At 72.1% G+C, this 24,699-nt stretch carries 25 protein-coding genes; 18 read left to right on the top strand and 7 right to left on the bottom strand.

Translation table 11 applies throughout. The features are described from left to right. The first annotated feature begins 6 nt into the window (after nucleotides 1-6). The 10 genes from IE265_RS01395 (at nucleotide 7) to IE265_RS01440 (ending at nucleotide 7,735) form a co-directional block, all read left to right on the top strand. Nucleotides 7-903 carry a DUF5936 domain-containing protein gene (locus tag IE265_RS01395; protein WP_190033393.1) on the top strand — a complete coding sequence of 299 codons (897 nt, stop codon included), beginning with the start codon at nucleotides 7-9 and terminating at the stop codon, nucleotides 901-903. A 1-nt stretch (nucleotide 904) separates the two neighbouring features. Continuing rightward, nucleotides 905-2,323 carry a sensor histidine kinase gene (locus IE265_RS01400; RefSeq protein ID WP_190033394.1) on the top strand — a complete coding sequence of 473 codons (1,419 nt, stop codon included), beginning with the start codon at nucleotides 905-907 and terminating at the stop codon, nucleotides 2,321-2,323. Next, the gene (locus IE265_RS01405; RefSeq protein ID WP_190033395.1) at nucleotides 2,316-3,068 is read left to right on the top strand and encodes a response regulator; all 753 of its coding nucleotides are present in this window, start codon (nucleotides 2,316-2,318) and stop codon (nucleotides 3,066-3,068) included. Before IE265_RS01400 ends, IE265_RS01405 begins: the two co-directional genes overlap by 8 nt. A 99-nt stretch (nucleotides 3,069-3,167) precedes the next feature. Continuing rightward, complete coding sequence (locus IE265_RS01410; protein ID WP_190033771.1) at nucleotides 3,168-3,413, top strand: hypothetical protein; 246 nt, start codon at nucleotides 3,168-3,170, stop codon at nucleotides 3,411-3,413. 41 nt (nucleotides 3,414-3,454) lie between these two features. Beyond that, on the top strand, nucleotides 3,455-4,015 hold the full coding sequence (locus tag IE265_RS01415; RefSeq protein WP_466567189.1) for a pilus assembly protein TadG-related protein: 561 nt from the start codon (nucleotides 3,455-3,457) through the stop codon (nucleotides 4,013-4,015). A gap of 15 nt (nucleotides 4,016-4,030) precedes the next feature. After that, nucleotides 4,031-4,627 (top strand): hypothetical protein, encoded by a 597-nt coding sequence (locus tag IE265_RS01420; protein WP_190033396.1) that lies wholly within the window; start codon nucleotides 4,031-4,033, stop codon nucleotides 4,625-4,627. 65 nt (nucleotides 4,628-4,692) lie between these two features. Next, complete coding sequence (locus tag IE265_RS01425; RefSeq protein ID WP_229915995.1) at nucleotides 4,693-5,277, top strand: OmpA family protein; 585 nt, start codon at nucleotides 4,693-4,695, stop codon at nucleotides 5,275-5,277. 33 nt (nucleotides 5,278-5,310) lie between these two features. Then, the gene (locus tag IE265_RS01430) at nucleotides 5,311-6,195 is read left to right on the top strand and encodes an LLM class flavin-dependent oxidoreductase (RefSeq protein WP_190033398.1); all 885 of its coding nucleotides are present in this window, start codon (nucleotides 5,311-5,313) and stop codon (nucleotides 6,193-6,195) included. Nucleotides 6,196-6,301: 106 nt separating this feature from the next. Continuing rightward, nucleotides 6,302-6,778: a GNAT family N-acetyltransferase gene (locus IE265_RS01435; RefSeq protein ID WP_190033399.1), complete on the top strand. Its 477-nt coding sequence runs from the start codon at nucleotides 6,302-6,304 to the stop codon at nucleotides 6,776-6,778. A gap of 192 nt (nucleotides 6,779-6,970) precedes the next feature. Next, entirely contained in the window at nucleotides 6,971-7,735 is a 765-nt protein-coding gene (locus IE265_RS01440; protein WP_190033400.1) for a class I SAM-dependent methyltransferase, read from the top strand. 11 nt (nucleotides 7,736-7,746) lie between these two features. Here IE265_RS01440 and IE265_RS01445 read toward each other — a convergent pair whose 3' ends face one another. Next, the gene (locus IE265_RS01445; RefSeq protein WP_190033401.1) at nucleotides 7,747-8,898 is read right to left on the bottom strand and encodes a winged helix DNA-binding domain-containing protein; all 1,152 of its coding nucleotides are present in this window, start codon (nucleotides 8,896-8,898) and stop codon (nucleotides 7,747-7,749) included. Nucleotides 8,899-9,216: 318 nt separating this feature from the next. After that, nucleotides 9,217-9,717, bottom strand: a complete 501-nt coding sequence (locus IE265_RS01450; protein ID WP_373302879.1) for a DUF192 domain-containing protein — start codon at nucleotides 9,715-9,717, stop codon at nucleotides 9,217-9,219. Nucleotides 9,718-10,324: 607 nt separating this feature from the next. On the opposite strand from IE265_RS01450, the gene IE265_RS01455 reads away from it, so the two are divergent. The 4 genes from IE265_RS01455 (at nucleotide 10,325) to IE265_RS01470 (ending at nucleotide 15,414) form a co-directional block, all read left to right on the top strand. Continuing rightward, on the top strand, nucleotides 10,325-11,098 hold the full coding sequence (locus IE265_RS01455) for an isoprenyl transferase (protein WP_190033403.1): 774 nt from the start codon (nucleotides 10,325-10,327) through the stop codon (nucleotides 11,096-11,098). Between the two features lie 371 nt (nucleotides 11,099-11,469). Next, complete coding sequence (gene phoH2, locus IE265_RS01460; RefSeq protein ID WP_190033404.1) at nucleotides 11,470-12,795, top strand: RNA 5'-3' helicase PhoH2; 1,326 nt, start codon at nucleotides 11,470-11,472, stop codon at nucleotides 12,793-12,795. Nucleotides 12,796-13,230: 435 nt separating this feature from the next. After that, nucleotides 13,231-13,929 (top strand): aggregation-promoting factor C-terminal-like domain-containing protein, encoded by a 699-nt coding sequence (locus tag IE265_RS01465; RefSeq protein ID WP_455431666.1) that lies wholly within the window; start codon nucleotides 13,231-13,233, stop codon nucleotides 13,927-13,929. 123 nt (nucleotides 13,930-14,052) lie between these two features. Beyond that, nucleotides 14,053-15,414, top strand: coding sequence for an AI-2E family transporter (locus tag IE265_RS01470; protein WP_190033406.1), 1,362 nt, complete (start codon nucleotides 14,053-14,055; stop codon nucleotides 15,412-15,414). A gap of 261 nt (nucleotides 15,415-15,675) precedes the next feature. Here the strand turns inward: IE265_RS01470 and IE265_RS01475 are convergent, their stop codons facing one another. After that, nucleotides 15,676-16,209, bottom strand: coding sequence for an alkyl hydroperoxide reductase (locus IE265_RS01475; protein ID WP_190033407.1), 534 nt, complete (start codon nucleotides 16,207-16,209; stop codon nucleotides 15,676-15,678). Between the two features lie 2 nt (nucleotides 16,210-16,211). Beyond that, nucleotides 16,212-16,766, bottom strand: coding sequence for a peroxiredoxin (locus IE265_RS01480; RefSeq protein WP_190033408.1), 555 nt, complete (start codon nucleotides 16,764-16,766; stop codon nucleotides 16,212-16,214). Between the two features lie 133 nt (nucleotides 16,767-16,899). Here IE265_RS01480 and IE265_RS01485 point away from each other — a divergent pair, with 133 nt between their 5' ends. The 4 genes from IE265_RS01485 (at nucleotide 16,900) to IE265_RS01500 (ending at nucleotide 21,097) form a co-directional block, all read left to right on the top strand. Beyond that, entirely contained in the window at nucleotides 16,900-17,847 is a 948-nt protein-coding gene (locus tag IE265_RS01485) for a LysR substrate-binding domain-containing protein (RefSeq protein ID WP_229915970.1), read from the top strand. 204 nt (nucleotides 17,848-18,051) lie between these two features. After that, entirely contained in the window at nucleotides 18,052-20,175 is a 2,124-nt protein-coding gene (locus tag IE265_RS39080; protein WP_308434762.1) for a hypothetical protein, read from the top strand. Between the two features lie 40 nt (nucleotides 20,176-20,215). Continuing rightward, entirely contained in the window at nucleotides 20,216-20,665 is a 450-nt protein-coding gene (locus IE265_RS01495) for a roadblock/LC7 domain-containing protein (RefSeq protein ID WP_190033410.1), read from the top strand. A 3-nt stretch (nucleotides 20,666-20,668) separates the two neighbouring features. Further along, nucleotides 20,669-21,097: a hypothetical protein gene (locus IE265_RS01500; RefSeq protein WP_190033411.1), complete on the top strand. Its 429-nt coding sequence runs from the start codon at nucleotides 20,669-20,671 to the stop codon at nucleotides 21,095-21,097. Between the two features lie 63 nt (nucleotides 21,098-21,160). On the opposite strand, the gene IE265_RS01505 is transcribed toward IE265_RS01500, so the two are convergent. Genes IE265_RS01505 through IE265_RS01515 form a run of 3 tightly spaced genes read right to left on the bottom strand, consistent with a single transcriptional unit; the run spans nucleotide 21,161 to nucleotide 24,695 of the window. Next, entirely contained in the window at nucleotides 21,161-23,491 is a 2,331-nt protein-coding gene (locus tag IE265_RS01505; protein WP_190033412.1) for an ABC transporter permease, read from the bottom strand. After that, on the bottom strand, nucleotides 23,488-24,174 hold the full coding sequence (locus IE265_RS01510) for an ABC transporter ATP-binding protein (protein WP_190033413.1): 687 nt from the start codon (nucleotides 24,172-24,174) through the stop codon (nucleotides 23,488-23,490). Before IE265_RS01510 ends, IE265_RS01505 begins: the two co-directional genes overlap by 4 nt. Beyond that, nucleotides 24,171-24,695 carry a PadR family transcriptional regulator gene (locus IE265_RS01515; RefSeq protein ID WP_190033414.1) on the bottom strand — a complete coding sequence of 175 codons (525 nt, stop codon included), beginning with the start codon at nucleotides 24,693-24,695 and terminating at the stop codon, nucleotides 24,171-24,173. Before IE265_RS01515 ends, IE265_RS01510 begins: the two co-directional genes overlap by 4 nt. Nucleotides 24,696-24,699: the final 4 nt, after the last annotated feature.

Genomic DNA, 24,699 nt, shown 5'->3' on the forward strand with positions numbered 1-24,699 from the left:
GGAGGAATGACCGTGCAGGCCCTGCTCCTCGCCGCCCTGGCGGGCTTCGCCGTCGCGGGTGTCCTCCTCGGTGTCCGCATGTACCGGGCGGAGGCCAGACTGCCGAGCGACCTCGCCCTCGCGCTGGAGGTCGGCGCGACCCGCGTCTCGAAGGCGGATTCGGCCGTCGACCGCCTCGGCATGCGCTTCGCCCCGCTCGTCCTGCGCCTGATGGGCCCCCGGCGCGTCGACGCCAAGCGCCGCCGCATCGACATGGCCGGAAACCCGGGCGGCCTGACCCTGAACCGCTACGCGGCCCGCCGGGCGGTGTACGGGGTCTTCGGCGTCCTGCTGTTCCTGGTCTTCCTCACCAACGACCAGCTGCTCTTCGCCGTGCTGGCCCTTGCCTTCGGCCTGCTCGCCGCCGACGCCCTCATCTGGCAGGCGATCCGGGACCGCAAGGAGGTCATCGACCGCACGCTCCCCGACTTCCTGGACGTCCTCGCCGTCGTGGTGTCCGCGGGCCTCGGCTTCCGCCAGGCCCTGGACCGGGTCGCCGAACGGTACGAGGGCCCGTGGGCGGACGAACTGCGGATCACCCTGCGCCAGATGGACATGGGCGTCAGCCGCCGCCAGGCCTTCGACGAGCTGCGCAGGCGCAACTCCTCGGAACAGGTGGCCCAGTTCGTCTCGGCCCTCCAGCAGGGCGAGGAACTCGGCTCCCCCATCGCGGACACCCTGATCCAGCTCGCCACGGACATGCGCCGCACCGACGCGCAGAACTCCCGCCGCAGGGCCGCCAAGACCATCCCCAAGGCGACGATGGTCACGCTGGTCTTCATGCTCCCCGCCACGATGATCCTCATCGCCACGGGCATGTTCCTGGGCGCCGGCACGAACTTCGGCTCCATTCTGGGGCGCTGACATGGCCGCGGGCGGGGACCGGGCGGGCGCGGCGGCGCCCCGCGAGGGGTGCGGGGAGCCGCGCGGGCGGCCACCGCGGACCCGCCGGCTCCGGGCGGCCCTGCCCGCCGGCCTGCTCGGCGCCAGGGCCACCGGATACTTCGCGGACGACGCGGCGGCGCCCGGCAGTGTCCGCCTCCAGCTCAACGCGCTCCAGGCCCTGTGCCGGCAGGCCTTCGCCGTCCGGCTGACACTCGTGGCGATCGGCGCGCCCTTCGCCACCGCCAACGCCGCCGACGGGCTGTCCCGCCACGGGGTCCTCGCCGCCGCGGTGCTCGGCGTCATGGGCTCCTACGCCATGCTCAGGGACTGGGACCGCTTCGCCCCCCGCCTGCTCGCCCACCCCGGCCTCATGGGCGTGGACCTGGTGTTCGGCGCGGTCCTCCTGCTGACCGCGTCCCCCGCCTCCCCGCTCGCCTACGCCGCCGTGTGCACCCCGCTCCTGTCCGGGCTGCTCTACGGATGGCGCGGCTCAGGGGTCTTCACCGGCCTCCAACTCGTCGTCCTGCTCATGGTGTTCAGAGCCTGGGAGCACCACCCCGGCGGCGGCGCCAGCACACTCCTCGTCGCCGGCTTCTGCGTCGCGGCCGGCATCATCGGCGTCACCCTCCGCAATCTGATGTTCCAGTTCGGCACGGCGGGCCAGGCCCTCGCGGAGGCCAACTCGCGGCTCGCCGTCGCGGAGGCCGTCGAGTCGGAGCGGGCCAGGCTCGCCCGCGAGATGCACGACTCCGTGGCGAAGACCCTGCACGGCCTCGCCCTGTCCGCCGACGCGCTCGCGGTCGCGGCGGACCACGGCACGGACCCGCGAGCCCTCAAGGAACAGGCGGCCGTCGTGGCGGCCGCCGCCCGCCGGGCCGCGGCCGAGTCGCGCGACCTGCTGACCGACCTGCGCCGCCACACCGAACTCACCGGTCCGCCGCTCGACCTGGCCACCGAACTGGCGGACCGGCTTGCGGACTTCACCTGCCGCACGGGTGTCGACGCGGCGCTGCACGTGCCGTCCGCCGCCCCCGTGCTCCCGCCCGAGGAGTCCCACCAGCTCCTGGCGATCGCCTCCGAGGCCCTGGAGAACGTCCACCGGCACGCGCACGCGAACCGGGTCGACGTCCGTCTGCGCACCGAGGGCTCCACCCTGTGCCTCTCCGTGCGGGACGACGGAACCGGTACGCCCGTGTCCCTCGACGACGTACGGCTCCTGGCGAAATCAGGCCACTTCGGCCTGCTGGGCATGCTGGAGCGCGCCACCTCGATCGGGGCCGGCCTGGGCCTGCACCGGATCGACCGCGGGGGCACGGAGGTCACCGTGGACCTTCCGTGCCGGGTTCCGCTGCCCGCACCCCACCCACTCACTCCACACGAGGAGGCCGCACATGCCTGACCAGGCACTTCACGGCCCGCCCCTGAGCGTGCTCGTGGCCGACGACAACCCGGTGGTCCGGGCGGGGCTCTCGGCCCTGCTCGACGCCCACCCCGGTGTCCGGGTCGCGGCCCTGGCGTCGAACGGCGCGGAAGCGGTGTCGGCCGCGACCCGCCACCGCCCGGACGTGATCCTCCTGGACGTCCGTATGCCCGGCACCGACGGGCTGACCGCCCTCCCGTCCCTGGTACGCGTCGCCCCCGTGATGATGCTGACCTACAGCCGTGAACCCGAGGTCGTGGCCGAGGCGTTGCGTCTGGGAGCGGTCGGCTACCTCGTGCACGGCGAGTTCACGGCCGCCGAACTGGTCGATGCGGTCCGGGAGTCGAGCGGCGGGCGTTCCGTCTTCACGCCGTCCGCCGCCCATGTCTCGGATTCGCTCGGCGTTTCGTACGAACCGAACGAAAAACCTTCGCATCTGCAATCTGTTGTGGGACAGTCTTCGGAGGCTCATCCCGCCTACGCGCCGGGGCTCCACCGGCGCGGCCCCAACCGACTGGAATTCGGACTGAGTTCACGGGAGGTGGAGGTCATGGATCTCATCGCGGCCGGCATGAACAACCAGCAGATCGCCGCCACGTGCTTCATCAGCGAGAAGACCGTCAAGAACCACATCAACCGCATCTTCGCAAAGCTGCACAGTTCCTCGCGCAGCGAAGCGATCGCCCACTGGCTGGGCACGGCCCACGGGGGGTGGAACCGGTGACTCCGACCTCGGGAAGTTGGGCCCCTGGGCCCACCCGCAGTAGGCGACTTCTCACGTACGGTGCGCGGGAAGGCAGTGGGACTGGGTGGGAGGGATGGGATGACTGTGACCAAGAACCTGGAGCCGGAGACGTCCGTGAAGGCCGAGCGGACCGTGCGGAAGTGGGCCGCGACGGTCTCCTCCCGTATGCGTGGCCGGGAGCGGGACGCGGGAGCGGGCTTCGTGGAGTACGCGGGGCTGATGATCCTCATCGCGGGGATCTTCACGCTGATAGACGGTCTCGGACTGGACGGCCTGATCTCCGGCGCGATCCTCGACGCCGTCAATCAGGTCATCGGAGGCTGACCCCCGGCCGCGTTCGCGGCGACTGCGGCCAGACCCTGCCCATCTACATATGGCTGACAGGGATTCTGCTCTTCGCCGCGTTCGCCTTCTTTGCGTTCGCCCAGGCAGCGTCCGCGCGGAACGGAGCACAATCCGCGGCGGACGCTGCGGCGTTGGCGGCCGCGCAGGACGCCAGGGACGAGCTGGTGGAAGGCCTCGGAAAGACCATCGGTGTGGACGACACCTGGCTGGACTGGCTGGAGGGCGACCTCTTCGAGGGCGCCGGAGCCGCAGCGGCGGCGCAGCAACTCGCCGCGGAGAACGACTCGTCGGTCACCGCCACCGAACCCACCGCGGTCGGGGGCCTGCCCGGTTTCAGAGTGGCCGTGGAGACCAACTACACGGTCGGTGACTCGATCATCCCGGGCACGGAGACCAAGCACGCCAAGGCCGACGCCACCGCCGTCATCGAACCGCGGTGCGACTTCGACGTGGACGCCGACCCCGCGGAACCCGTGTCGCTGGACTGCGACGGCGAATCGGTGGACATCGACCCCGAAGATTTCGAATTGGACGACCTTCCCGACGCGTCCGTGCTGTTCTCTGTGCATCTGGTCGAGTGAAAGGAAGCCGTACCGATGAGCATTCGGCACACCACGAAGGGCCGCACGGTACTGACCGCGGTGGCGATCACGACTGGGCTGGTCCTGACGGTGGCCGGCTGCGGTGGGGGAGACGGGGACAAGGACAAGGACGCGTCCTCCTCCTCGTCGTCACCGGCGAAGGGCGGGGAGGGCGAGGACGACAAGCAGGAGTCCGGCGCACCGCCCGCACAGCAGGTGCTTGCCGAGGTCAAGGGCGGTGGCCTGACCCTCGCGGTCACCTCGGCCACCCGGGACGGCGGCGGCTTCGTCACCGTCGAAGGCACCGTGACGAACGGCAGCGGGAAGTCGTGGGTGGCCGCTGACTGGAGGGGCGACGAGCGTGAACTGGCGGGCAACGGCGGGTCCATCGCCGGTGCCGGCCTGATCGACAAGACCGGCAGGAAGAAGTACCTCGTTCTGAGGGACACGGAGGGCCGCTGCCTCTGCACGCGGTTCACCGGTGGCGTCCAGCCCGGTGAGACCACCGAATGGTTCGCACAGTTCCCGGCTCCACCGGAAGGGACGAACGAGGTCGATTTCCAGGTAGGCGCCATGCCCCCCGCCTCCATCGACCTCTCCGAGGGCGAGTAGCCATGCCCCTCACCCGCCGCGGTGCGGCCACCACGGTCACGGCCTTCCTGTTCCTCGCCACCGGGATGCCGCTCGTTCCCGCCCAGGCCGACGACGGAGACCCGAGCGCGCCACCCGGCAGCGTCACCACCTCGCCGCCCCCGGAGGTCGACGCGAACAGTCCGGGCCTCAAGCTCGCCGACGGCGCCACGCTCGCCTCCGCGCGCGTGCTCGACATCAAGTCGGTCGTCGAGGACCTCGGCGGAGAGGAGCGCCGCGAGGACACCAACGAGGACGTGAAGTTCGCGCTCCAGGCGGAGGTCCTCTTCCCGAAGGACAGCTCGAAGCTGAACCCGGAGGCGCGCTCCCGCATCAAGGCGATCGCGGCGGAGATCAAGGCCCAGAACGCGACCAACGTCCGCGTCTTCGGCTTCACCGACAACCTCGGCTCGTACGCCCACGGCCTGACCCTGTCCAAGAAGCGCGCGGAGTCCGTCCACGAGCAGCTGGCCGCGAACCTGGGCGGTGTGAACGTCACGTTCGAGGTGCGGGGCTACAGCGAGGACTACCCGATCGCCGACAACACCTCGGAGCAGGGGCGCCGCAAGAACCGGCGGGTGGAGGTGACCTTCCCGAAGGGCACGGAGGGTGGTTCCGGCCCGAGCGGGTGAGGGAGCGGCGGCCGACCTGGGTAGGAAGGCTGCATGACTGCACTCGGTGCCGTGTTCCGGCCTCAGCTGCCCCCCGAACGCCTACGGACGATCGCCCGTGTGGCGGAGGAGACGGGGCTGGAGGAGTTGTGGCTCTGGGAGGACTGCTTCCTGGAGGGCGGCGTCTCGGCCGCGGCGGCCGCCCTGGCCTGGACGGATCGCCTGCGCGTGGGAGTGGGTTTGCTCCCCGTGCCGTTGCGCAACGTGGCGGTGACCGCGATGGAGGCGGCCACCCTCCACCGTCTCTTCCCCGGCAGGGCCGTCCTCGGTGTGGGCCACGGCGTCCAGGACTGGATGGGCCAGGTCGGGGCACGCGCCGAGTCCCCGGTGACCCTCCTGCGGGAGCATCTGACGGCACTGCGGGCACTGCTGCGCGGTGAACGCGTCAGTACCGAGGGCAGGTACGTCAGGCTCGACGACGTCGCGCTCGACTGGCCGCCGACCGTCCCCGTGGAGGTCTTCGCGGGAGCCACCGGGCCGCGCACGCTGCGGCTCTCGGGCGAGGCGGCGGACGGCACGATCCTCACGGCGTCCACCCCGCCGGAGGGAGTGCGGCAGGCCCGACGGCTCATCGACGAGGGACGCGCGACGGCCTCCCGCGGTGCCGATCCGCACACCGTCGTCGTCTATCTCCTGACGGCCACGGGGCCCGGTGCCGCGGCGCGGCTGGGGGCCGAACTGGAGGCGGAGGGCCGCGCGTCGGTGCCGGACCTGGGCGTGGCGGGCGACGCGGAGGCGGTCGCGGGGGCCGTCCGGCGTCTCGCGGACGCCGGCGCCGACACCGTCGTGCTCCAGCCGACCGCCGACGAACCGGACCCCGAGGGCTTCGTCCGCTTCGCGGCGGAGGCCGTACGCCCGCTCGTGCCCCGCACGCGGTAGGGCGGTCCCGCGGACGGCGTCCGGCACATGCCCCGCACACGGCGGGCCCGCGCGGGCCCGCCGTCGTCGGTCCCCGCTGTCAGTGGCCGGTGCCAGACTCTCAGGTATGAGTGACGACGTACGTGTGGGGCTGCGAGCCGTACGAGAAGCCGACCTGGACGTCTTCTTCGAGCAGGAGCAGGACGCCGAGGCGACGAGACGGTCGCGTTTCGCCGCCCGGCCGCGCGAGCGGTTCATGAGCCACTGGGCGACCCGGATCCTCGGCGACGACACCGTGCTCGTCCGGACGGTCACCGCGGACGGCGATCCGGCGGGCCACATCGTCGCCTGGTGGGAGGGGGACCGCCGCTTCGTCGGCTACTGGCTGGGCCGCTCCCACTGGGGCCGGGGCGTGGGCAGCGCCGCGCTGGCCCTGTTCCTGCGCGAGGAGCGGACCCGGCCGCTGCACGCCGACCCGTTCGCCGGGAACACCGCCTCGGTGCGCCTCCTGGAGCGCAACGGCTTCCGCCCGGAGGGCACGGTCCGGCACGGCGAGGACGTCCACACCCTGCTCGTCCTCGGCGAGGACCCCGCCACCGGCTGATCCGGCCCCGCCACCGGCCCCGCCACGATCCCAGCCGGAGCCGGAGCCGGAGCCAGAGCCAGAACCGCAGCCGCGGCTGCGGACACACAGGCACAGGCACCGGAGGCGGGCGCGACGCCGCAACTCCCGCCGGGCGCCGCCCGCGACGGAAACCGGTCGCGGACCGGACCTCCGGCCTGCCACCATCACCCGGTGACCAGAACCTTCGAGGAACTCGTCGCCGAGGCGGAAGCGGTACCCACCGAGGGATGGGACTTCTCCTGGTTCGACGGCCGGGCCACCGAGCAGCGCCCCTCATGGGGTTACGCGCGTGCCATGGGGGAGCGGCTGGCCGGGGCGGACTCCGCGCTCGACGTGCAGACCGGTGGGGGCGAGGTCCTCGCGTCCGCGCGCAGGCTGCCGCCGCTCACCGCGGCCACCGAGGGCTGGCCCCCGAACGTCGCCAGGGCCACCGCCCTGCTCCACCCGCGCGGCGCGGTGGTCGTCGCCTCTCCCGAGGACGCCCCGCTGCCCTTCGGGGACGCGGCGTTCGGCCTCGTCGTGAGCAGGCATCCGGTGACACCGCACTGGACGGAGATCGCCCGCGTCCTCAGGCCAGGGGGCACCTACTTCGCCCAGCACGTGGGTCCGGCCAGCGCGTACGAGGTCGTCGAGCACTTCCTCGGACCGCAGCCCGGGTCGAGCCGCGCCACCCGGCACCCCGACCGTGAACGGGCCGGCGCGGAGGCCGCCGGTCTGGAGGTCGTCGACCTGCGGGCCGAGCGGCTGCGGATGGAGTTCCACGACATCGGGGCCGTCGTGCACTTCCTGCGGAAGGTGGTGTGGATGGTTCCGGGGTTCACCGTGGAGCGGTACCGGCACCAGCTCGTGAGCCTCCACGAGAGGATCACGGCCGAGGGCCCGTTCGTCGCCCACAGCTCCCGCCACCTCGTTGAGGCCCGCAGACCGCACGCGTAGCCGGGATGCCCCTACGCGTGCGGCCCCGTGGTCACCTTCCCGACCACCAGCTCCGGCCGCGCCTCCAGCACCTCGCCCACCCGTGCCACCACGGCCGCCAGTTCCCGTTCCTGTGCCGCGGTCAGCCGGTCCAGCGGCTCCACGGTCACGGTGGTGCGCCGCCCCTGCCGCCGCTGGTGCCAGACCCCGGCGACCACCCCGTCCACGAGCAGCACGGGATGGTTCCCCGCCTGGCCGCGCGCCAGCGCCCGAGTGGACGCGGCTCCGGGGAACATCCGCTCACGCGGCTGGGCGGCGACGGCGTACGCGTCGAAGTACGGCAGCAGCCGCACCCCGCGTACGGGCTCTTCGGGGAAGGCGGTGTCGCCCGCCGCGACCCAGGCGGGAGTGCCCTCGAAGTCGACCTCCTCGATCCCGCCGGCGGAGGCCTCGGAGGCGAAGAGGTCCGCGGCCCAGCCGCGCGGCGCGGCGGTCCACCGGGCGAAGTCCCGTGAGGTCACGGGTCCGTAGGCGTGCGCGTAGGCGCGGACGAGCACGCCGAGGGCCTCGGCCGCGGGCAGCGGGTCGAACCGCGGCGGGCGGGTGTAGGCGGCCTTTCGGCCGTGGTCGGGCGCGAAGCACAGCGCCCCGGCCTGGCCGGCGCGGTGCATCACCTGACGCCAGCGCGGCCACTTCTGCTGGAAGGCCTCCATCACGAGGTCCCCGGCCCAGGGCCCGGTGCGGGCCACGACCTCGTCGGTGAGTTCGTCGACGGTCAGACGCCGGCCGTCGAGGGCGTCGCCGACCGCGGCGACCACCTCGTCCTCCTGCTCAGGAGTCATCCGGACGTCCGCCCGCACGGGGCTCGGCCCGGTCGGGACCGAGGTCAGCGCGGCACTCCAGAAGGGGAGCGCCGCCGCGGGCAGCAGATGGATCGTGCCGCGCGGGCCGTACGTCTTGACCAGGCCGCGCTCCTCCCAGAGCGCCGCCCGCACGTCCTGGCGGGTGGCGCCGTCGAGCCGCAGGGCCACCGACAGCTCGGCCGCCGACAGCACCTGGGCGTGCACGGCGAGCAGCGCCCCGACGACCTCGGCGGCCGGAGTGCCCGCCGGTGCCGGGGTGCCCAGCAGCTGCCGTCCGTACCGCCGGGCGCTCGCCTCGTCCCACGTGATCCTCGGTGTCATGCCGACGACGCTAGAGCCCCAGTAGGTCGGATCCTGTCCGCCTTCGCACCTGGACTCCGTAGAGGGACGCGGTCGGCCGAAAGGGGCTTATGGGGTGCAAGGTCGGAATCCCTGCCGGATTGGCGGTGCGGGCCTCACGAGATCCCGGAAATGCTCACAGGTTGTCCACATCGTTATCCGGAATCGCTCGATCCGCTCCTCCGGCTCACGTAAATTCTTCACGAGGCAATTCGCGTGAGCAAAGCTGCGCGGGAAGGCACCGCGCGGAGGAGGGGGCTGCGCGGTGCCTGCTGCCGTTTCCCGTCCGGCCCCGGGGTCTCAGCCGTGCGGCCCCTGCCGCCCGTACCGCTCGCGGGGCCCGTCGGGTCCGTACGCGGACTCCTGGACGGAGACCGCCACTCCGCGCCGCAGGCCCCAGGCCTCCATCGCTCCGGCCTCCGCCTCCAGTACGTGGCGCGCCCGCGGCCTCGGTCTGCCGATCCGCCCGGGGCGCATGGTCCGTACCGCGAGCACGCGGTACGCCCGGTCCAGGTGGGCGACGTCGATCGCGAACCGCATCCCCACCGTGTGCACCGTGCCGGCCGGTGTCAGCAGCAGGGCCCCCTCGATCCGGTCCCGGCCCAGCAGTCCGCGCCGCCGCTCCCGTGCGGACCGCGCGAACTCCAGTGGTACGGGCACCCGCGTCGTGGGCGTCGTGAAGGCCGCCCGGGCCGCCGGACGGCCGCCCCGACCGGCTTCGGCGTCAAGCGGGCGTTCCTCGACCGCATCACCCGTGCGGCGTACGCCCCCACCGGGCGGCCGAATGCCCCACCAGCGCACGCAAACCCCCTGTATCCCTTGGGATTCGCCGGCCACGCCTTGGAATCCGCTGCGATTCGGCCATGATCCGACCTCGAATCAACCCCTCCGCACCCACCCGGGCGTCGCCGGGCGACTCCGGAGAGTAGTTGTGGCACGCCGATGCACCCAGCATCACTTACGAAGGGTTATGGTGGAAACCCCCCCTCGGGCCGGTCCGTCTCCCCCCCACGGACCGGCCCGTTTTTTTGCGCTCTTCCGGGCGCCCGGCGTACGCCCGCCCTCCCCCGCTCCTCCGCCGTCCGCTCGGAGCGGTCCGTACCCCGCCGAGGAACCTGTCGGCACTCGGCGCCCGGAGTCCGGTCCGCCAGTCCGCCTCCGTGTTCCGTCCGCGTTCCGTCCGCGTTCCTTCGGGGATCCTTCCGGCTTCCTTCCGCGTCGGCCCGGCGTCCGGTCCGGGCCTGCCCGGACCGGGGCGCGCGGCGGGCAGGGCTCCGACCGGCAGGTCGTCGCGAGCGGTCCGCCGGCGGGCGCCGCGGGCCCGCACCCCGAAGGGGCACGCCGCCGGCACGGGGGTAGGGTGTCGCCCTCGGGGGACCGCCATCTGCACGGAGGGGCTGACAAAGACGTGAACCTGCGCGACAACCTGCGCCGCTTGCTGGTCAGGTTCTATGCACGCAGGGTGGAAGGCCACCTTGACCACGACCAGGTGCCCAAGCACATCGGCGTCATCATGGACGGCAACCGGCGCTGGGCGAAGGCGGCGGGCAGCACCACCGCCCAGGGCCACCGTGCCGGAGCCGACAAGATCGAGGAGTTCCTCGGCTGGTGCTCGGAGACGGACGTCGAGGTCGTCACCCTCTGGCTGCTGTCGACGGACAACTTCGACCGCCCCGAGGAAGAGCTCGTCCCCCTGCTGGGCATCATCGAGAACGTCGTGAGCTCCCTGGCCGCCGACGGCCGCTGGCGTGTGCAGCACGTGGGCACGCCGGACATCCTGCCTTCGCGGATGCAGACCGTCCTGAAGGAGGCCAAGGAGTCCACCGCGCACGTCGACGGGATAGTCGTCAACGTGGCCATCGGCTACGGAGGCCGCGAGGAGATCGCCGACGCCGTGCGCTCGATGCTCCTCGACCACGCCGAACGCGGCACCTCGATGGAGGAGCTGGCGGAGAACGTCGACGTCGACATGATCGGCAAGCACCTCTACACGAGCAACCAGCCCGACCCCGACCTCGTGATCCGCACCAGCGGCGAGCAGCGGCTGTCCGGATTCATGCTCTGGCAGACGGCCCACTCGGAGTACTACTTCTGCGAGGTCTTCTGGCCGGCCTTCCGCAAGGTCGACTTCCTGCGCGCCCTGCGCGACTACGCGGCGCGGCACCGGCGTTTCGGAGGCTGAGCCCTCCCCCGCCGGGGGCGCGGGTCCGCTCCGGCGGGTCCCCCCGGCGGACGCGTGCCGTCCGAGCGGCGGCCCGTGCCACCCCTCTGGGGCGGAAGTAACAAGGAGTTCACCAGGGCGTCGTCCCATGCCTTGGCATGGCTGCGGGCGTTCGAGGGCATAAGCCTTGCAGGTCGACGCCCGAACCACGGGTGTCGTATCTCAGCGGACGGCACGGGGCCGTCCGCCCGGGAGGCCCTTTGCACCAGCGCGACCGTGCGGTCAGTACGGACGAGGCGGAGGGCCGGTCACCGGCCCGTGCATCGGCGCCGAAGACCGGTCCAGCTCTCCTCCGTCGCTCCCCGACCTCATCCGAGGGGGTACGTCCTTCCGTGGTGACCAGCACAAAGCGCCGTATGCCAGACCGGCGCACCTATGTTCTCGACACCAGCGTCCTGCTGGCCGACCCGCACGCCATGAACCGCTTCGACGAGCACGAGGTCGTGCTCCCGATCGTGGTGGTCACGGAATTGGAGGCCAAGCGGCACCATCCCGAACTCGGCTATTTCGCCCGGCAGGCACTGCGCCTGCTCGACGACTACCGGGTGAAGTACGGCCGTCTCGACGCGCCCATCCCCACGGGCGAACTGGGCGGGACCGTGCGTGTCGAGCTCAATCACTCGGACCCCAGCGTGCTGCCGTCCGGCTATCGACTGGGGGACAACGACTCCCGCATCCTCGCGGTGGCCCGCAATCTGCAGGCCGAGGGTTTCGACGTCACGGTCGTGTCGAAGGACCTGCCGCTCAGGATCAAGGCCTCCTCCGTCGGTCTCCTCGCCGAGGAGTACCGCGCGGAACTGGCCATCACGGGATCCTCCGGATGGACCGGAATGTCCGAACTGACGCTCTCGGGCGAGCAGGTGGACCTCCTCTTCGAGGAGGAGACCCTGTACGTCCCCGAGGCGTCCGACTTCCCGGTGCACACGGGTCTGATGATCCAGTCCGAGCGCGGCAAGGCGCTGGGGCGCGTGACGGCCGAGGGCAACATCCGCCTCGTACGGGGCGACCGTGAGGCGTTCGGCATCAAGGGCCGCAGCGCGGAGCAGCGCATCGCGCTGGATCTGCTGCTCGACCAGGACGTCGGGATCGTGTCGATGGGCGGCCGGGCCGGCACCGGCAAGTCCGCGCTCGCGTTGTGCGCGGGCCTGGAGGCCGTCCTCGAACGCCGCCAGCACCAGAAGGTGATGGTCTTCCGGCCGCTGTACGCGGTCGGCGGGCAGGAGCTCGGATACCTGCCGGGCTCCGAGTCCGAGAAGATGAGCCCCTGGGCGCAGGCGGTCTTCGACACCCTGTCCGCGGTCACCAGCCGCGAGGTCATCGAGGAGATCACCGGTCGGGGCATGCTGGAGGTCCTGCCGCTCACCCACATCCGCGGGCGCTCGCTGCACGACGCGTTCGTGATCGTGGACGAGGCCCAATCGCTGGAACGGAACGTCCTGTTGACCGTTCTGTCCAGGATCGGTGCGAATTCGCGGGTCGTTCTCACCCATGATGTCGCCCAGCGGGACAACCTCCGGGTCGGACGGTACGACGGTGTCGTGGCCGTCGTGGAGAAGCTGAAGGGTCATCCCCTGTTCGCGCACGTCACGCTCACCCGCTCCGAGCGGTCCCGGATTGCGGCGCTTGTGACCGAAATGCTGGAGGACGGACAGATCTGAGACCACCTGGCACCACCCATCCCGTCTGTCCAACGGGTGGTGGCTACACACTGATTGATGCCGCCCGGCAAAGGCGAAGAGCCTAGCCGGGCGGCATCTTCATGCGCGCTCGTTTCCGAAAAACTCCGGAGGCAAACGAGGTGTGAGCTTTCACACTGGGCACAGAATTGCCTCCCGGTGTCGGGTTACGGCAGAGTCTCATTCCTGTCAGGCCCCGCATACGACACACCTGTACCCCCAGCGGTACAGCACAGCAGAATCACCAGAACTCCATAACGCAGTCGTATGCCGCCCGAGCACCACGCGGCGCTTCCCCCTGGGGAGTTGCCCACCGGGCCCGTGCCTCCCGTGACCCCGCAGTTGGGAGGCCAGCGTCGAGGGCACGATTGCGTCCGCGAGGGTCACCTGTAGCGGGCGATGCTGGAAGGAAACCGTGTGAGCCGGATTTCGGTCCGGGGACTGGCAGTGGCTTCGGCCACCGCGGTCACCGCTGTCGGCGCCGTCACCGGTGTTGCCTCGGGCAACACCGCTCCTGCGAACGACGCCGAGGCAACGGCCGGCGACGCCACGCTCCTCGCGGACATACCCGCGGGTCAGCAGGCGCAGGTGCAGACCGCCTCCCTGACACAGCAGGCAGATTCCCAGGCCATTGCCGCGGACGCGACCGCCAAGAAGGACGCGGAGGAGTCTGCCCGCAAGCAGGCCGCCGAGGACGCGATCGCCAAGCAGAAGGCCGCCGAGAAGGCGGAGAAGCTCGAGAAGGAGCGCAAGGAGGCCCTGGCCGCCAGCCGTTCCGCCTCGCGCGACGCCTCGACGCTCACCGCCGTGCCCGGCAAGTCGTACACCGTGGCCGAGATCCAGGCGATGGCGCGCCAGGTGGTGGCCGCCGACCAGTGGACGTGCTTCAGCAACATCGTGAACCACGAGTCCACCTGGAACTACAAGGCGGTCAACCCGTCCTCCGGTGCCTACGGCCTCTTCCAGGCGCTGCCCGGCTCCAAGATGTCGTCCGTCGGCTCCGACTGGCAGACGAACCCCGCCACGCAGATCAAGTGGGGCCTCAACTACATGGAGAGCCGCTACGGCAGCCCGTGTGGAGCCTGGGACTTCTGGCAGAGCAACCACTGGTACTGAGCCACTCCGCTCAACTTCACGGAGCCCCCCACCGTCCTACGGTGGGGGGCTCCGCCATGTACGGTCGAGCCCGGACGGCTCCAGGGGGGAGTGGTGGGGCGCAACGGGGGAAGAGGACGGATCATGTCAGGAGTGCCAGGGTGGCTCGGCCGACTCGGCGCCGGAATCACCGAGATGGGCAGGAAGCTGGAGGCCCGGCGTGCCGAGGCCGAGGCCGCCGACGAGGCGGAAGCGGCTGAACCGGTGCCCGAGGCCGGCACCGGTGTGCCCGCCGCGGACACCCCGGCCGCCGACCGGCCGTCGCCCGCGCCGTCCGAGCCGTCCGACCGCGACGCGGCCCCGCTGCACACGGTTCGTCCCGACCCCGCCGCCGCCGTGCCGTGGGGTGTGCGCGTCGCCGCCGAGGCCGGGTGGCGGCTGCTCGTCCTCGCGGGCACCGTCTGGGTGCTGATGCGCGTCATCAGCGCCGTACAGCTCGTGGTGCTCGCCTTCGTCGCCGCCCTGCTCATCACCGCGCTCCTCCAGCCCACCGTGGCCCGCCTGATGCGGTACGGAGTGCCGCGGGGTCTCGCCACCGCGCTCACCGCGATACTCGGCTTCGTCGTCATGGGGCTGGTCGGATGGTTCGTGGTCTGGCAGGTCATGGAGAACATCGGCAACCTCTCCGACCAGATCCAGGACGGCATCGACGAGTTGCAGCGCTGGCTGCTCAACAGCCCGTTCCACGTGACCGAGGACCAGATCAAGGACATCGCCAAGAGCCTGCGCGAGGCGGTCGGGGCGAACACCGACGAGATCACCTCGGCCGGACTCGAAGGCGTCACGGTCATCGTCGAGGCCCTCACCGGCATCCTCCTGACGATGTTCTCCACGCTCTTCCTGCTCTACGACGGCAGGCGCATCTGGCAGTGGACGCTGAGGCTGGTCCCGGCGGCGGCCCGCCCCGGGGTCGCCGGAGCCGGGCCCCGCGCCTGGCGCACCCTCACCGCCTATGTGCGGGGCACGGTGATAGTGGCCCTGATCGACGCCATCTTCATCGGACTCGGCATCTTCTTCCTCGATGTGCCGATGGCCGTCCCGCTGGCCGTGTTCATCTTCCTGTTCGCCTTCATCCCGCTCGTCGGAGCCGTGGTCTCGGGCGCGCTGGCGGTGGTCGTCGCGCTGGTGACCCAGGGCGTCTTCACGGCCGTCATGACGCTGGCCGTGGTGCTCGCCGTCCAGCAGATCGAGGGCCACATCCTGCAGCCCTTCATCCTCGGCCGCGCGGTGCGGGTGCACCCCCTGGCCGTCGTCCTGTCGGTCGCGGCGGGCGGCGTGATCGCCGGGATCGGCGGCGCGGTCGTGGCGGTGCCGCTCGTCGCGGTCACCAACACGGTGGTCGGCTATCTGCGGTCGTACTCCCAGGAGCCGGCGGTCCGCCAGGCGCCCCAGCCCCGCGGGGCGACGGCACTGGGCGCCGCCCCGGTGGAGCGTCCACCCGTCTGACACCCCCGCCCTCCGGCCCGGGCGGAACGGTTCGCCCGACCGTCCGCGTCGGACGGCACGCGCGGAACACCCCCGGTCGAAGCGCGCGTACGGAACCGGCCCGTCGTACGGCTCGTGGCGGGCCGTTGGCACGGAACCGCCCTCGGCGCACGGCTCCTGGCGGGCCGCCCCGTCCGGGCCGGGGCGTCGTCGTACACGCCGGAGCCCCGCCCACCGTGAACGGACGGTGGACGGGGCTCCGGTGTGCGTGGCCCGGCGCGGCTACTGCGCGAGGACGGCCTCAGCGTCGAGCGTGACGCCCACGGCCTGGATGACCGAGGCGATCTTGAACGCCTCCTGCACGGTCTCCCGGTCGACGCCGGCCTTGCGCAGCACCTGCTCGTGCGAGTCGAGGCACTGACCGCACCCGTTGATCGCGGAGACGGCGAGCGACCACAGTTCGAAGTCCGTCTTGTCGACACCGGGGTTGCCGATCACGTTCATCCGCAGACCCGCGCGCAGGTTCCCGTACTCCGGGTCGGAGAGCAGGTGGCGCGTGCGGTAGAAGACGTTGTTCATCGCCATGACGGCCGCGGCGGACTTGGCCGCCGTGTAGGCCTCCGGCGACAGCTTCGCGTTGGCCTCCTCCTCCAGCTCACGCAGGACGCGGGGCGAGCGCGAGGCGATCGCGCAGGCGAGGACCGTGCCCCAGAGCTGCTGCTCGGGGAGCTCGGAGTTGCCGATCACCGAACCCAGGTTCAGCCGGAGGTCCTTGGCGTAGTCCGGGATCGCGGACTTCAGGGCGTCGAGGGACATCGTCACTCACCGGCCAGCAGCTTGACCGGGTCGAGCGTGCTCTCGCCCTTGGTCCAGTTGCAGGGGCACAGCTCGTCGGTCTGCAGGGCGTCGAGGACCCGCAGGACCTCCTTGGGGTTACGGCCGACGGAACCGGCGGTCACCATGGAGAACTGGATCTCGTTGTTCTGGTCCACGATGAAGACGGCGCGCTTGGCGAAGCCGTCCTCGCCCTCGATGCCCAGGTCGCGCATCAGCTCGTGCTTCGAGTCGGCGAGCATCGGGAACGGCAGGTCCCGCAGGTCGTCGTGGTCCTTGCGCCAGGCGTGGTGCACGAACTCGGAGTCGCCGGAGAAGCCGAGCACCTGGGCGTCACGGTCGGCGAACTCGTCGTTCAGCTTGCCGAACGCCGCGATCTCGGTCGGGCACACGAAGGTGAAGTCCTTGGGCCACGCGAAGATGACCTTCCACTGACCCTCGTAGGTCTTGTGGTTGATCTGCTCGAACTCCGCGCCCTTCTCCAGCGAGACGCAGGCGGTCAGATCGAACTGGGGGAACTTGTCACCAACAGTGAGCACACGCTCTCCTTGCAGCGAGGAAAGCCCCGGTTTCGGGGACTTTCCCATGGGTTGGACGACCTTGATCGTGGCACAGGGTGTATTGATTCGTGAAATAGCTACACTCGGTCGTGTTGATCGGAGGTGGCTATCAGTGGCCCCCAGTAAGAAGAGGCAGCCGAGCCTCGCCCAGCTGCGCGCCTTCGCGGCCGTCGCCGAGCACCTGCACTTCAGGGACGCCGCCTCCGCCATCGGCATGAGCCAGCCCGCGCTGTCCGGTGCCGTCTCGGCGCTGGAGGAGGTCCTCGGCGTGACCCTGCTGGAGCGCACGACCCGCAAGGTGCTCCTCTCGCCCGCCGGGGAACGGCTCGCCGTCCGCGCCGGGGCGGTGCTCGGGGAGGTGGGCGCGCTGATGGAGGAGGCGGAGGCGCTGCGGGCCCCGTTCACCGGGGTGCTGCGGCTCGGGGTGATCCCGACCGTGGCGCCCTACCTGCTGCCGACCGTCCTGAAGCTGATCCACGACCGCTACCCGGCCCTCGACCTCCAGGTCCACGAGGAGCAGACGGCGAACCTGCTGGAGGGCCTCGCCACCGGCCGGCTCGACCTGCTGCTCCTCGCCGTGCCGCTCGGGGTGCCCGGAGTCGTCGAACTACCGCTCTTCGACGAGGACTTCGTCCTGGTGACCCCGCTCGGGCACGCGCTCGGGGGCCGCGAGGGCATCCCGCGCGCCGCACTGCGCGAACTCAAGCTGCTGCTGCTGGACGAGGGGCACTGCCTGCGGGACCAGGCCCTCGACATCTGCCGGGAGGCGGGCCGCGAGGACGCCCCGGTCACCACGACGGCAGCGGGCCTCTCCACCCTCGTCCAGCTCGTCGCGGGCGGTCTCGGGGTGACCCTGCTGCCGCGCACGGCCGTCAGGGTCGAGACCACCCGGAGCAACCAGCTGCTCACCGGGTACTTCGCGGAACCGGCGCCCACCCGGCGCATCGCGCTCGCCATGCGCGCGGGCGCGGCACGGGGCGCGGAGTACGAGGAACTCGCGTCCGCCCTGCGCGCGGTACTGCCGTCCCTGCCGGTTCGCGTGGTGGGCCCGGAAGCCTGAACTGCCATACAGAGTCGGTCAATCGGGCGTCGGATCACGGCACCGGTACGGCGGGAGATTTCATCTTCCGTCATGTAGTGCGACTCCCGCAGACGTGTGTGCCCGCGCTGATACACATGCTCCCTCAGTGCTACACGTCACCCGTTCGTGCGACAGGCGTGTGCGCTGCCACGAGGTGACGGGCGGACGAGGGCAAGGGGAGTGATGTCGGGCAGTCGGATCTCTCTCGACAGGGCCGGGTACGGCCTGCTGTCCCGCACCCTCGCGGAGTGCGGCCAGGGCGCGGTCACCGGGGTGCTCCAGGTGTCCGGCAAGCCCGGCGGGGTCTTCCACCTGCGGGACGGGTTCGTGGTCGCCGCCGAGAGCCCGGGCTCTCCCGGCCCGGAGGCCCTGCTGCTGCGCTCCGGCCGGATCAGCGAGGAGCAGTGGGACGCGTTGCTGTTCGAGGCGGGGGCCGGCCGGTGGCCCCAGGCCGGGCTGGTCGCGCACGAGTACGCGGGAGCCGCCCAGCTCAGGGTCATCTGCATGCAGGCGCTCCAGGACGCGGTGTTCGCGGTCGTCGCGGGCCGGGTGGACGGCTGCGAACCGCTGGCGGCGTGGGCCGACCCGCCCGCTTCGGTCGCCGTCGGCGAGGCTCCGCTGCGGCTGCTCCAGGAGGCCACCAGGAAGCTCACCGCCGTCGCCGGGCTGCCCTGCCCGGTACTGCCGGACCGCGAACGTCCGTACCCCGCGGCGGGAGTCGACCCGCAGGACGGCGCACTGCCCGTACTGCGCCGGGAGTTGCTGACGCACGCGGACGGCCGGCGCACCGTGCGCGACCTGGCGTTCCGGACCGGCCGGCCGCTCTACACCGTCACGGTCGAGACGGGCCGGATGCTCGGCGAGGGGCTCCTGGACTGCTCGGAGGAGAGCGCTCCCGAGCGCCCGCCCGTGGTGCGCACCCAGCTGACCGGGCCGCTGCGCCCGCTCCGGCCGGGCACGCCCGGCCCGGAGGACGAGGCCGCGGGCCGGCGGGCGGCGGACACGGGCGCCGGGCCGTCCGGCGCCGGGGACGGAGCGGGCGACGGGTTGCCGGAGGGCGCCGGTTCGGGGGACCGTCCGGCCGGAGACGGTTCCCCGTCCGGGGACAGCGAGTCCGGGGACAGCCCGTCCGACGACAGCCCGTCCGACGACAGCCCCGACGACGCCTCGGACCCGGACGACCCCCCGTCGACCGGTGCGGCGCGGTCCGACGCGACGGAGTCCGCCGACTCGCACGCGGACGGCACCTCGAACGGCTCGTCTCCGCAGTCCGGTTCACCCCCCGACAGCTCTCCGCCGGCAGGACCGGTGCCCGACGCCCCGCCCTCCGACGCCCCGCCTTCAGACGCCCCGCCCTTCGACGCGACGGAGTCCGGGACCGCGCGCGGCGACTCTCCGCCCCCTGACGTGCCTGAGTCCGGCGTCCACGAGCCCGAGGTCCAGGAGTCCGGCGTCCACGAGCCCGGCAAGGCGTCCCCGGACCGGGAAGCGCCGGGCCCCGATCCCGAGCAGGACGACGACACGCCCGCGGGCGACGCGTACCGGGGCGACGCGCCCGCGGAGGACGCGTACCCCGAGGACCCGCACGCGCAGGACGCTTCTCCCGAGGACGCCCCTGCCGGGGAACCGTCGGCCGAGGACGCCCCTCCCGAGGACGCGCGGACGCGGGAGGCGTCCCCGGAGGGACCGCACGCCGAGGACGCGCAGCCCGAGGGACCGTCCCCCGAGGACGGGCGTCCGGGGGAGGCGCCCTTCGAGGTCACCTGGCCGGGCGCCACCCCGCCCGGCGCCCGGCCCGACGTCCTGAACTCCGACGCCCCGCCGTTCGACGCCCTGTCACCCGGCTGGACGTTCGACGCCGCTCCCCTCGACGTCACCCCCTTCACCGCCCCCTTGACCCCACTCACCCCGTTCGGGGGTACGCACGACGACGTCCCACCGCCCGGTGGCTCCCCGTGGGACGTCCCGCGGACCGAGGACCCGAGGGCCTGCACCCCGCTGCCGTACTCCCCCTCGTCCGACGCCGCGTGGCCCCGGCCCGCGGAGGCGGACGGACCCGGGCCCGGCCGCCCGCGGCCCGAGGGCTTCCCTCCGTACGTACCGCTCCACCCGACACCGGCCCCCGAACCGGCACCGGAGGCGCTCGGGGCCGACTCCGCGTCCGGGCCGACCGACCGCGAACTCCCGCGCCGCGAGCCGGGAGCCAGTGGCATCACCGAGAGTCTCGACTCCGCGCAACGCGGGGCGAGTTGGAAAGGGTTCTTCCGCCTGCGCAACCGGATCTGGACGCCGGACTCCGGCACCTGACCCACGCGGGGGACCACGATCACGTCAGGGAGCTCTGTACATGGATCACGAGGCTTTGGCCATGGAAATGCGAGGCCTGCGGGAGCGGGTGACGGGAATCACCGACACGGCGGTGGCCGCCGCCGACGGACTGCTCATCGCCGCGGACACGGCGGACATGATCGACCCGGAGGGCCTCGCCGCGATCGCCGCCGCCGGACTGGGCCTCGCCCGCCGCGCGACCGCGGCCACCGGCCGGGGCCCGCTGCGCCAGACGGTGGCCTACGGCAGCCACGGGTGCGCCGCCTTCTACGCGGTGGGGGACTCCGCCCTGATGGTCGTCGTGGGGGACGAGGGGATCGACGTCAACCGGCTCCACGAGCAGACCAGGCCCACCATCGCCCGTATCGGGTCGATCCTCACCGGCACCGCGGTCCCCGCCGTGTCGGCCACCGGGGCGGGAACGGCCGCGACCGTCGTCCCCGTACCCCTCAAGAACCAGGCGGTGTGACGGATGGCGACGAAGCGATTGGCCTCCGGGTTCTCGGAGCAGGTCATGGGCATGGTCAAGGCCCTGCGCAGCGACGCCCCGGACTGCGTGGCGGCCGGGGCCGTCGACATGTCCACCGGCATGCTGCTGTCGTACGAGACGGTGGACAACCATCCGCCCGAGGTCCTCGACCTGCTGGCGGGCGCCACTCTCGACCTGTTCCAGGGGCGCACGGTCGTCATGATCGAGGACGTCTTCAAGGAGCGCCGGGGGATCACCAGCGACCAGCACTTCTTCCAGGAGATCCTGGTCAACAGCGACAACCTCACGCACCTGTTCGTGCGGATGAACGACCAGCAGGACATCGTCGCGGTGGTCGTCTGCCGCAAGTCGGTCAACGCGGGCATGCTCTTCGCCCAGGTCCGGCGCGTGGTGCGGGAGTACCGGTTCTGAACGCGCGGCGGGCCCCCACCGGCAACCACCGGAAGGGGCCCGCCGCACGTCCGCGGTCCCGGACTACTCCGTGCGCAGCCCGTCGGGCCGCATCAGCCGCAGCAGGGGCGGCACGCTGAGCGCCGTCACCGCCAGGACCACCGCCGCGCCGATGCCCGCCATCGACAGGACGCCCGGCCAGTCCACCGCGACCGACGTGCCCGTCATCTTCAGCAGCACGGCTCCCAGGGTGAGACCCACCGCGGAGGCGAGCAGCAGGCCGAGGGCCACCGGGATCGCGGTCTGCCACAGCACCGACAGGCTCAGCGTGCGGCGACGGGTGCCGAAGGCCACCAGCGCCGACAGGAGCTTGCGGCGCTCGCGGAGCTGTTCGAGCTGCGAGACCAGCAGACTCGCCCCGATGAGCGCGAGGACGCAGGCCGCGCCGACGAACAGGCCGGTGCGGATCGACGTGAACCGTCCGGACTGCTCGCTGGCCGCGTAGAACATCGGCTGCGTGTACGGGTCCATGCGCGCCGCGATGTTGAGGACGTGCTCGCGCGCGTCGGGCGCGGACGGGTCGAGCCGCAGGTAGACCAGGCCCGTGACCGCCGGCGCCGCCTTCGCGGGCAGCGCGCCCGGAGTGATCAGGAAGCCGCCGCGCTCCCAGCCGGTCGGGTCCTCGCGGGTGTCGGCCTTCCTGAGGTCCCGGGGCACGGTCCACGCCACCTCCGCGCCCTTCTCGGAGTCGGAGTAGCCGGGGTCGAGATAGAGCGTCCGGGCCTTGGCGAGCCGGGCGGTGTCCGTGTCGTACTCGGCGTGCCGGACGGCGAACACGTCACCGTCCCGGCACGAGGACAGCCTGGCCACCTCGCGCAGCGCGTCGCAGTCGCCGACGGTGACCGTCGCGGTGCGCTCGGGATCCGTGCGGCGCTCGCCGAGCGTGCCGCTGGAGATCGCCGTCGTGCCCCGTACACCGGGGGTCGCGCCGAGTTCCTCCGCCGCCTTCGCGAGCGGAATCCTGGCCGGCACGGTCACCTCCATCTGTGCCCGGGAGACGTCCTGACCGGTGGCCCTGGTGTAGTCGCTCTCCACCCCGGCGAACAGCATCTGCATGGCGATCGCGCCGGCCACGGCCACGGCGATGCCGTTGACCATGCGGGCGGCGGTGCCGCTGCTGAGCTGGAGCCTGCGGACGGCCAGTTGCCAGGAGACCGGGCCCGAGTTCAGCCGGGCCACCACCGCCTCCACCACCCACGGCAGCAGCGCGGTGACGCCGACCAGCAGCAGGACGACGCCACCGGTGACCATGTACGCGTTGAAGTCGCCGTTCTCGCTGCCCTTGCCGATCATCGGGGCGAGCAGGGCGAGCCCGCCCAGCGGCAGGAGCAGGCGCCACCACAGCCGGCGGCGGGCCGGCCGGGCCGTGCGGACCACCCCGAGCGGCTCGATGACGACCCCGCGCAGCGCGAACAGGGTCACCGCGACGGCGGCCGCCGGGACCGCGAGGGCGATGAGGGCGGCCAGCGCGGGGGTCGGGTCGAGATAGCTCGGGAACACGCTGATGCCGAAGAGTTCGACCGTGCCCGCGATCTGACGGCCCAGCAGGAAGAACACCGTGCCGAAGAGCAGGCCGAGGAGGGCCCCGGCCAGTGCCTCGCCCGCGGCGATGCGCCGGGTCATCCGGCCGTCGGCGCCGACCAGGCGCAGCGCGGCCAGGCGGCGGTCGCGGCGTTCGCCGCCGAAGCGGACGGCCGCGGCGATGAAGACCCCGACCGGCATCAGCAGCACGACGAAGACGACGAGGACCAGCAGGAGCAGGACCGGGTCCATCTCCTCGGAGGGCGCATCCACCCCCTGGAACGTGTCGAGCCGGTTCACCGGGGAGTCGCCGATGCGTGCGGCGAGCCCGTCGGTGCCCGCGTAGAAGGCGAGTTCGGCCGGGCCGATGAGACCGATCGAGCCGATGGTGCCGGTGTCGCGGTACGGGATGCGCTCGCGCAGCAGCTTCCCGTCAGGCGAGTCCAGCAGCTTGCGCAGCGCGGGCGACACGAACATCTCGCCGGGCGCCGGGAACTCCGACAGCCCCGGCGGCAGGGGGGCGCGCAGGCCCTCGGGCTCCAGCTCGCGCCCGCGGACGTCCTGGCCGCGGAAGTCGCTGCCGACGTTGCCGACGAGCACGGTGTTGTCGGCCTTCGGGATCACCTCGCTGCTCATCCGCAGGTCGGTGCGCGAGTACTCGCGGTCGGACCGGGCCTGCATGGCGCTCGGTATCGCGGTGGTGAGCAGCAGCAGCGCGACGCCGAGGCCGACGCCGACACCGGTCAGCAGGACGCGTATCCAGCCCTCGCGGCCGCCCGTGAACGCGAACTTGGTGCCCATGGCCAGGTCTCTCGACCACTGGCGAGCGGTCATACGACGCGCTCCATGTCCCGGGACCGTCCGTCGCGCACGACGACCTCGCGGTCCGAGTACGCGGCCACCCGGGTCTCGTGGGTGACGAGGACGACGGCGGCGTTCGTGGAGCGGGCGGCGTCCGTGAGGAGTTCCATCACGCGCTCGCCGTTCAGCGAGTCGAGGGCGCCGGTCGGCTCGTCGGCGAACAGCACGCGCGGGCCGGTGACCAGCGAGCGGGCCACGGCGACCCGCTGGCCCTGGCCGCCGGAGACCTCGCCCGGCCGCTTGGCCGCGAGGTCGTCGACCTCCAGGCGCTCCATCCAGGTCAGCGCGGTGCGTTCGGCCTCCTTGCGGGAGGTGCCGTTCAGCCGCAGGGGCAGCGCCACGTTCTCGACGCAGGTCAGCTCGGGCACGAGCTGGCCGAACTGGAAGACGAACCCGAACTCCGAGCGGCGCAGCGCGCTGCGCCGGGAGTCGTTCATCGTGGCCATTTCGAGGCCGTTGTACGTGATCGAGCCCGAGTCCGGGGTCACGATGCCGGCGAGGCAGTGCAGGAGCGTCGACTTGCCGGAGCCCGAGGGTCCCATGACGGCGACGATCTCGCCCGGGTGGATCGAGAAGCCCGCGCCGTCGAGGGCGTGGGTGGGGCCGTACGCCTTGTGCAGGTCGTGGGCCGCGAGCAGGGAGCCTGCGGGGGTCATCGGGTCACCGCCTCGGCGAGCTTGCCGAGGCGGGCGGCGGTGAGTTCGAGCCACCGCAGGTCCGCCTCGAGGTGGAAGAGGGCGTGGTCGCAGATCAGCTGGTCGGCGAGGTCGCCCTTGCGCTTGCGGTCGGTGAGGATGCGCATCATGCGCAGGTGCTCCGAGCGCTGTGTGTCGAGGATGCCGGACGCGTCCCGGTGCGTCAGGAGCGCGAGGACGACCTTGGTGTAGAGGGTCGACTGGAGGTACGGCTCCGGCTTCTCGGGTGTCGCGAGCCACTGCTGGACGTCGGTGACGCCGGCCTCGGTGATCGCGTACCGCTTGCGCTCGGGGCCGTCGCCCGCCTCGATGCCGTCGACCTCCACGAGGCCGTTCTTCAGCAGCCGGGACATCGTCGAGTAGACCTGGCCGTAGTGGAGCGGCCGGTCGTGACCGAACTTCGCGTCGAAGGCCCGCTTGAGGTCGTAGCCGTGGCGGGGCCCGGACTCCAGGAGCCCTAGGAGTGTGTGACCGATGGACATGCGG

Source organism: Streptomyces fructofermentans, assembly GCF_014651055.1.
GTDB lineage: Bacteria > Actinomycetota > Actinomycetes > Streptomycetales > Streptomycetaceae > Streptomyces > Streptomyces fructofermentans.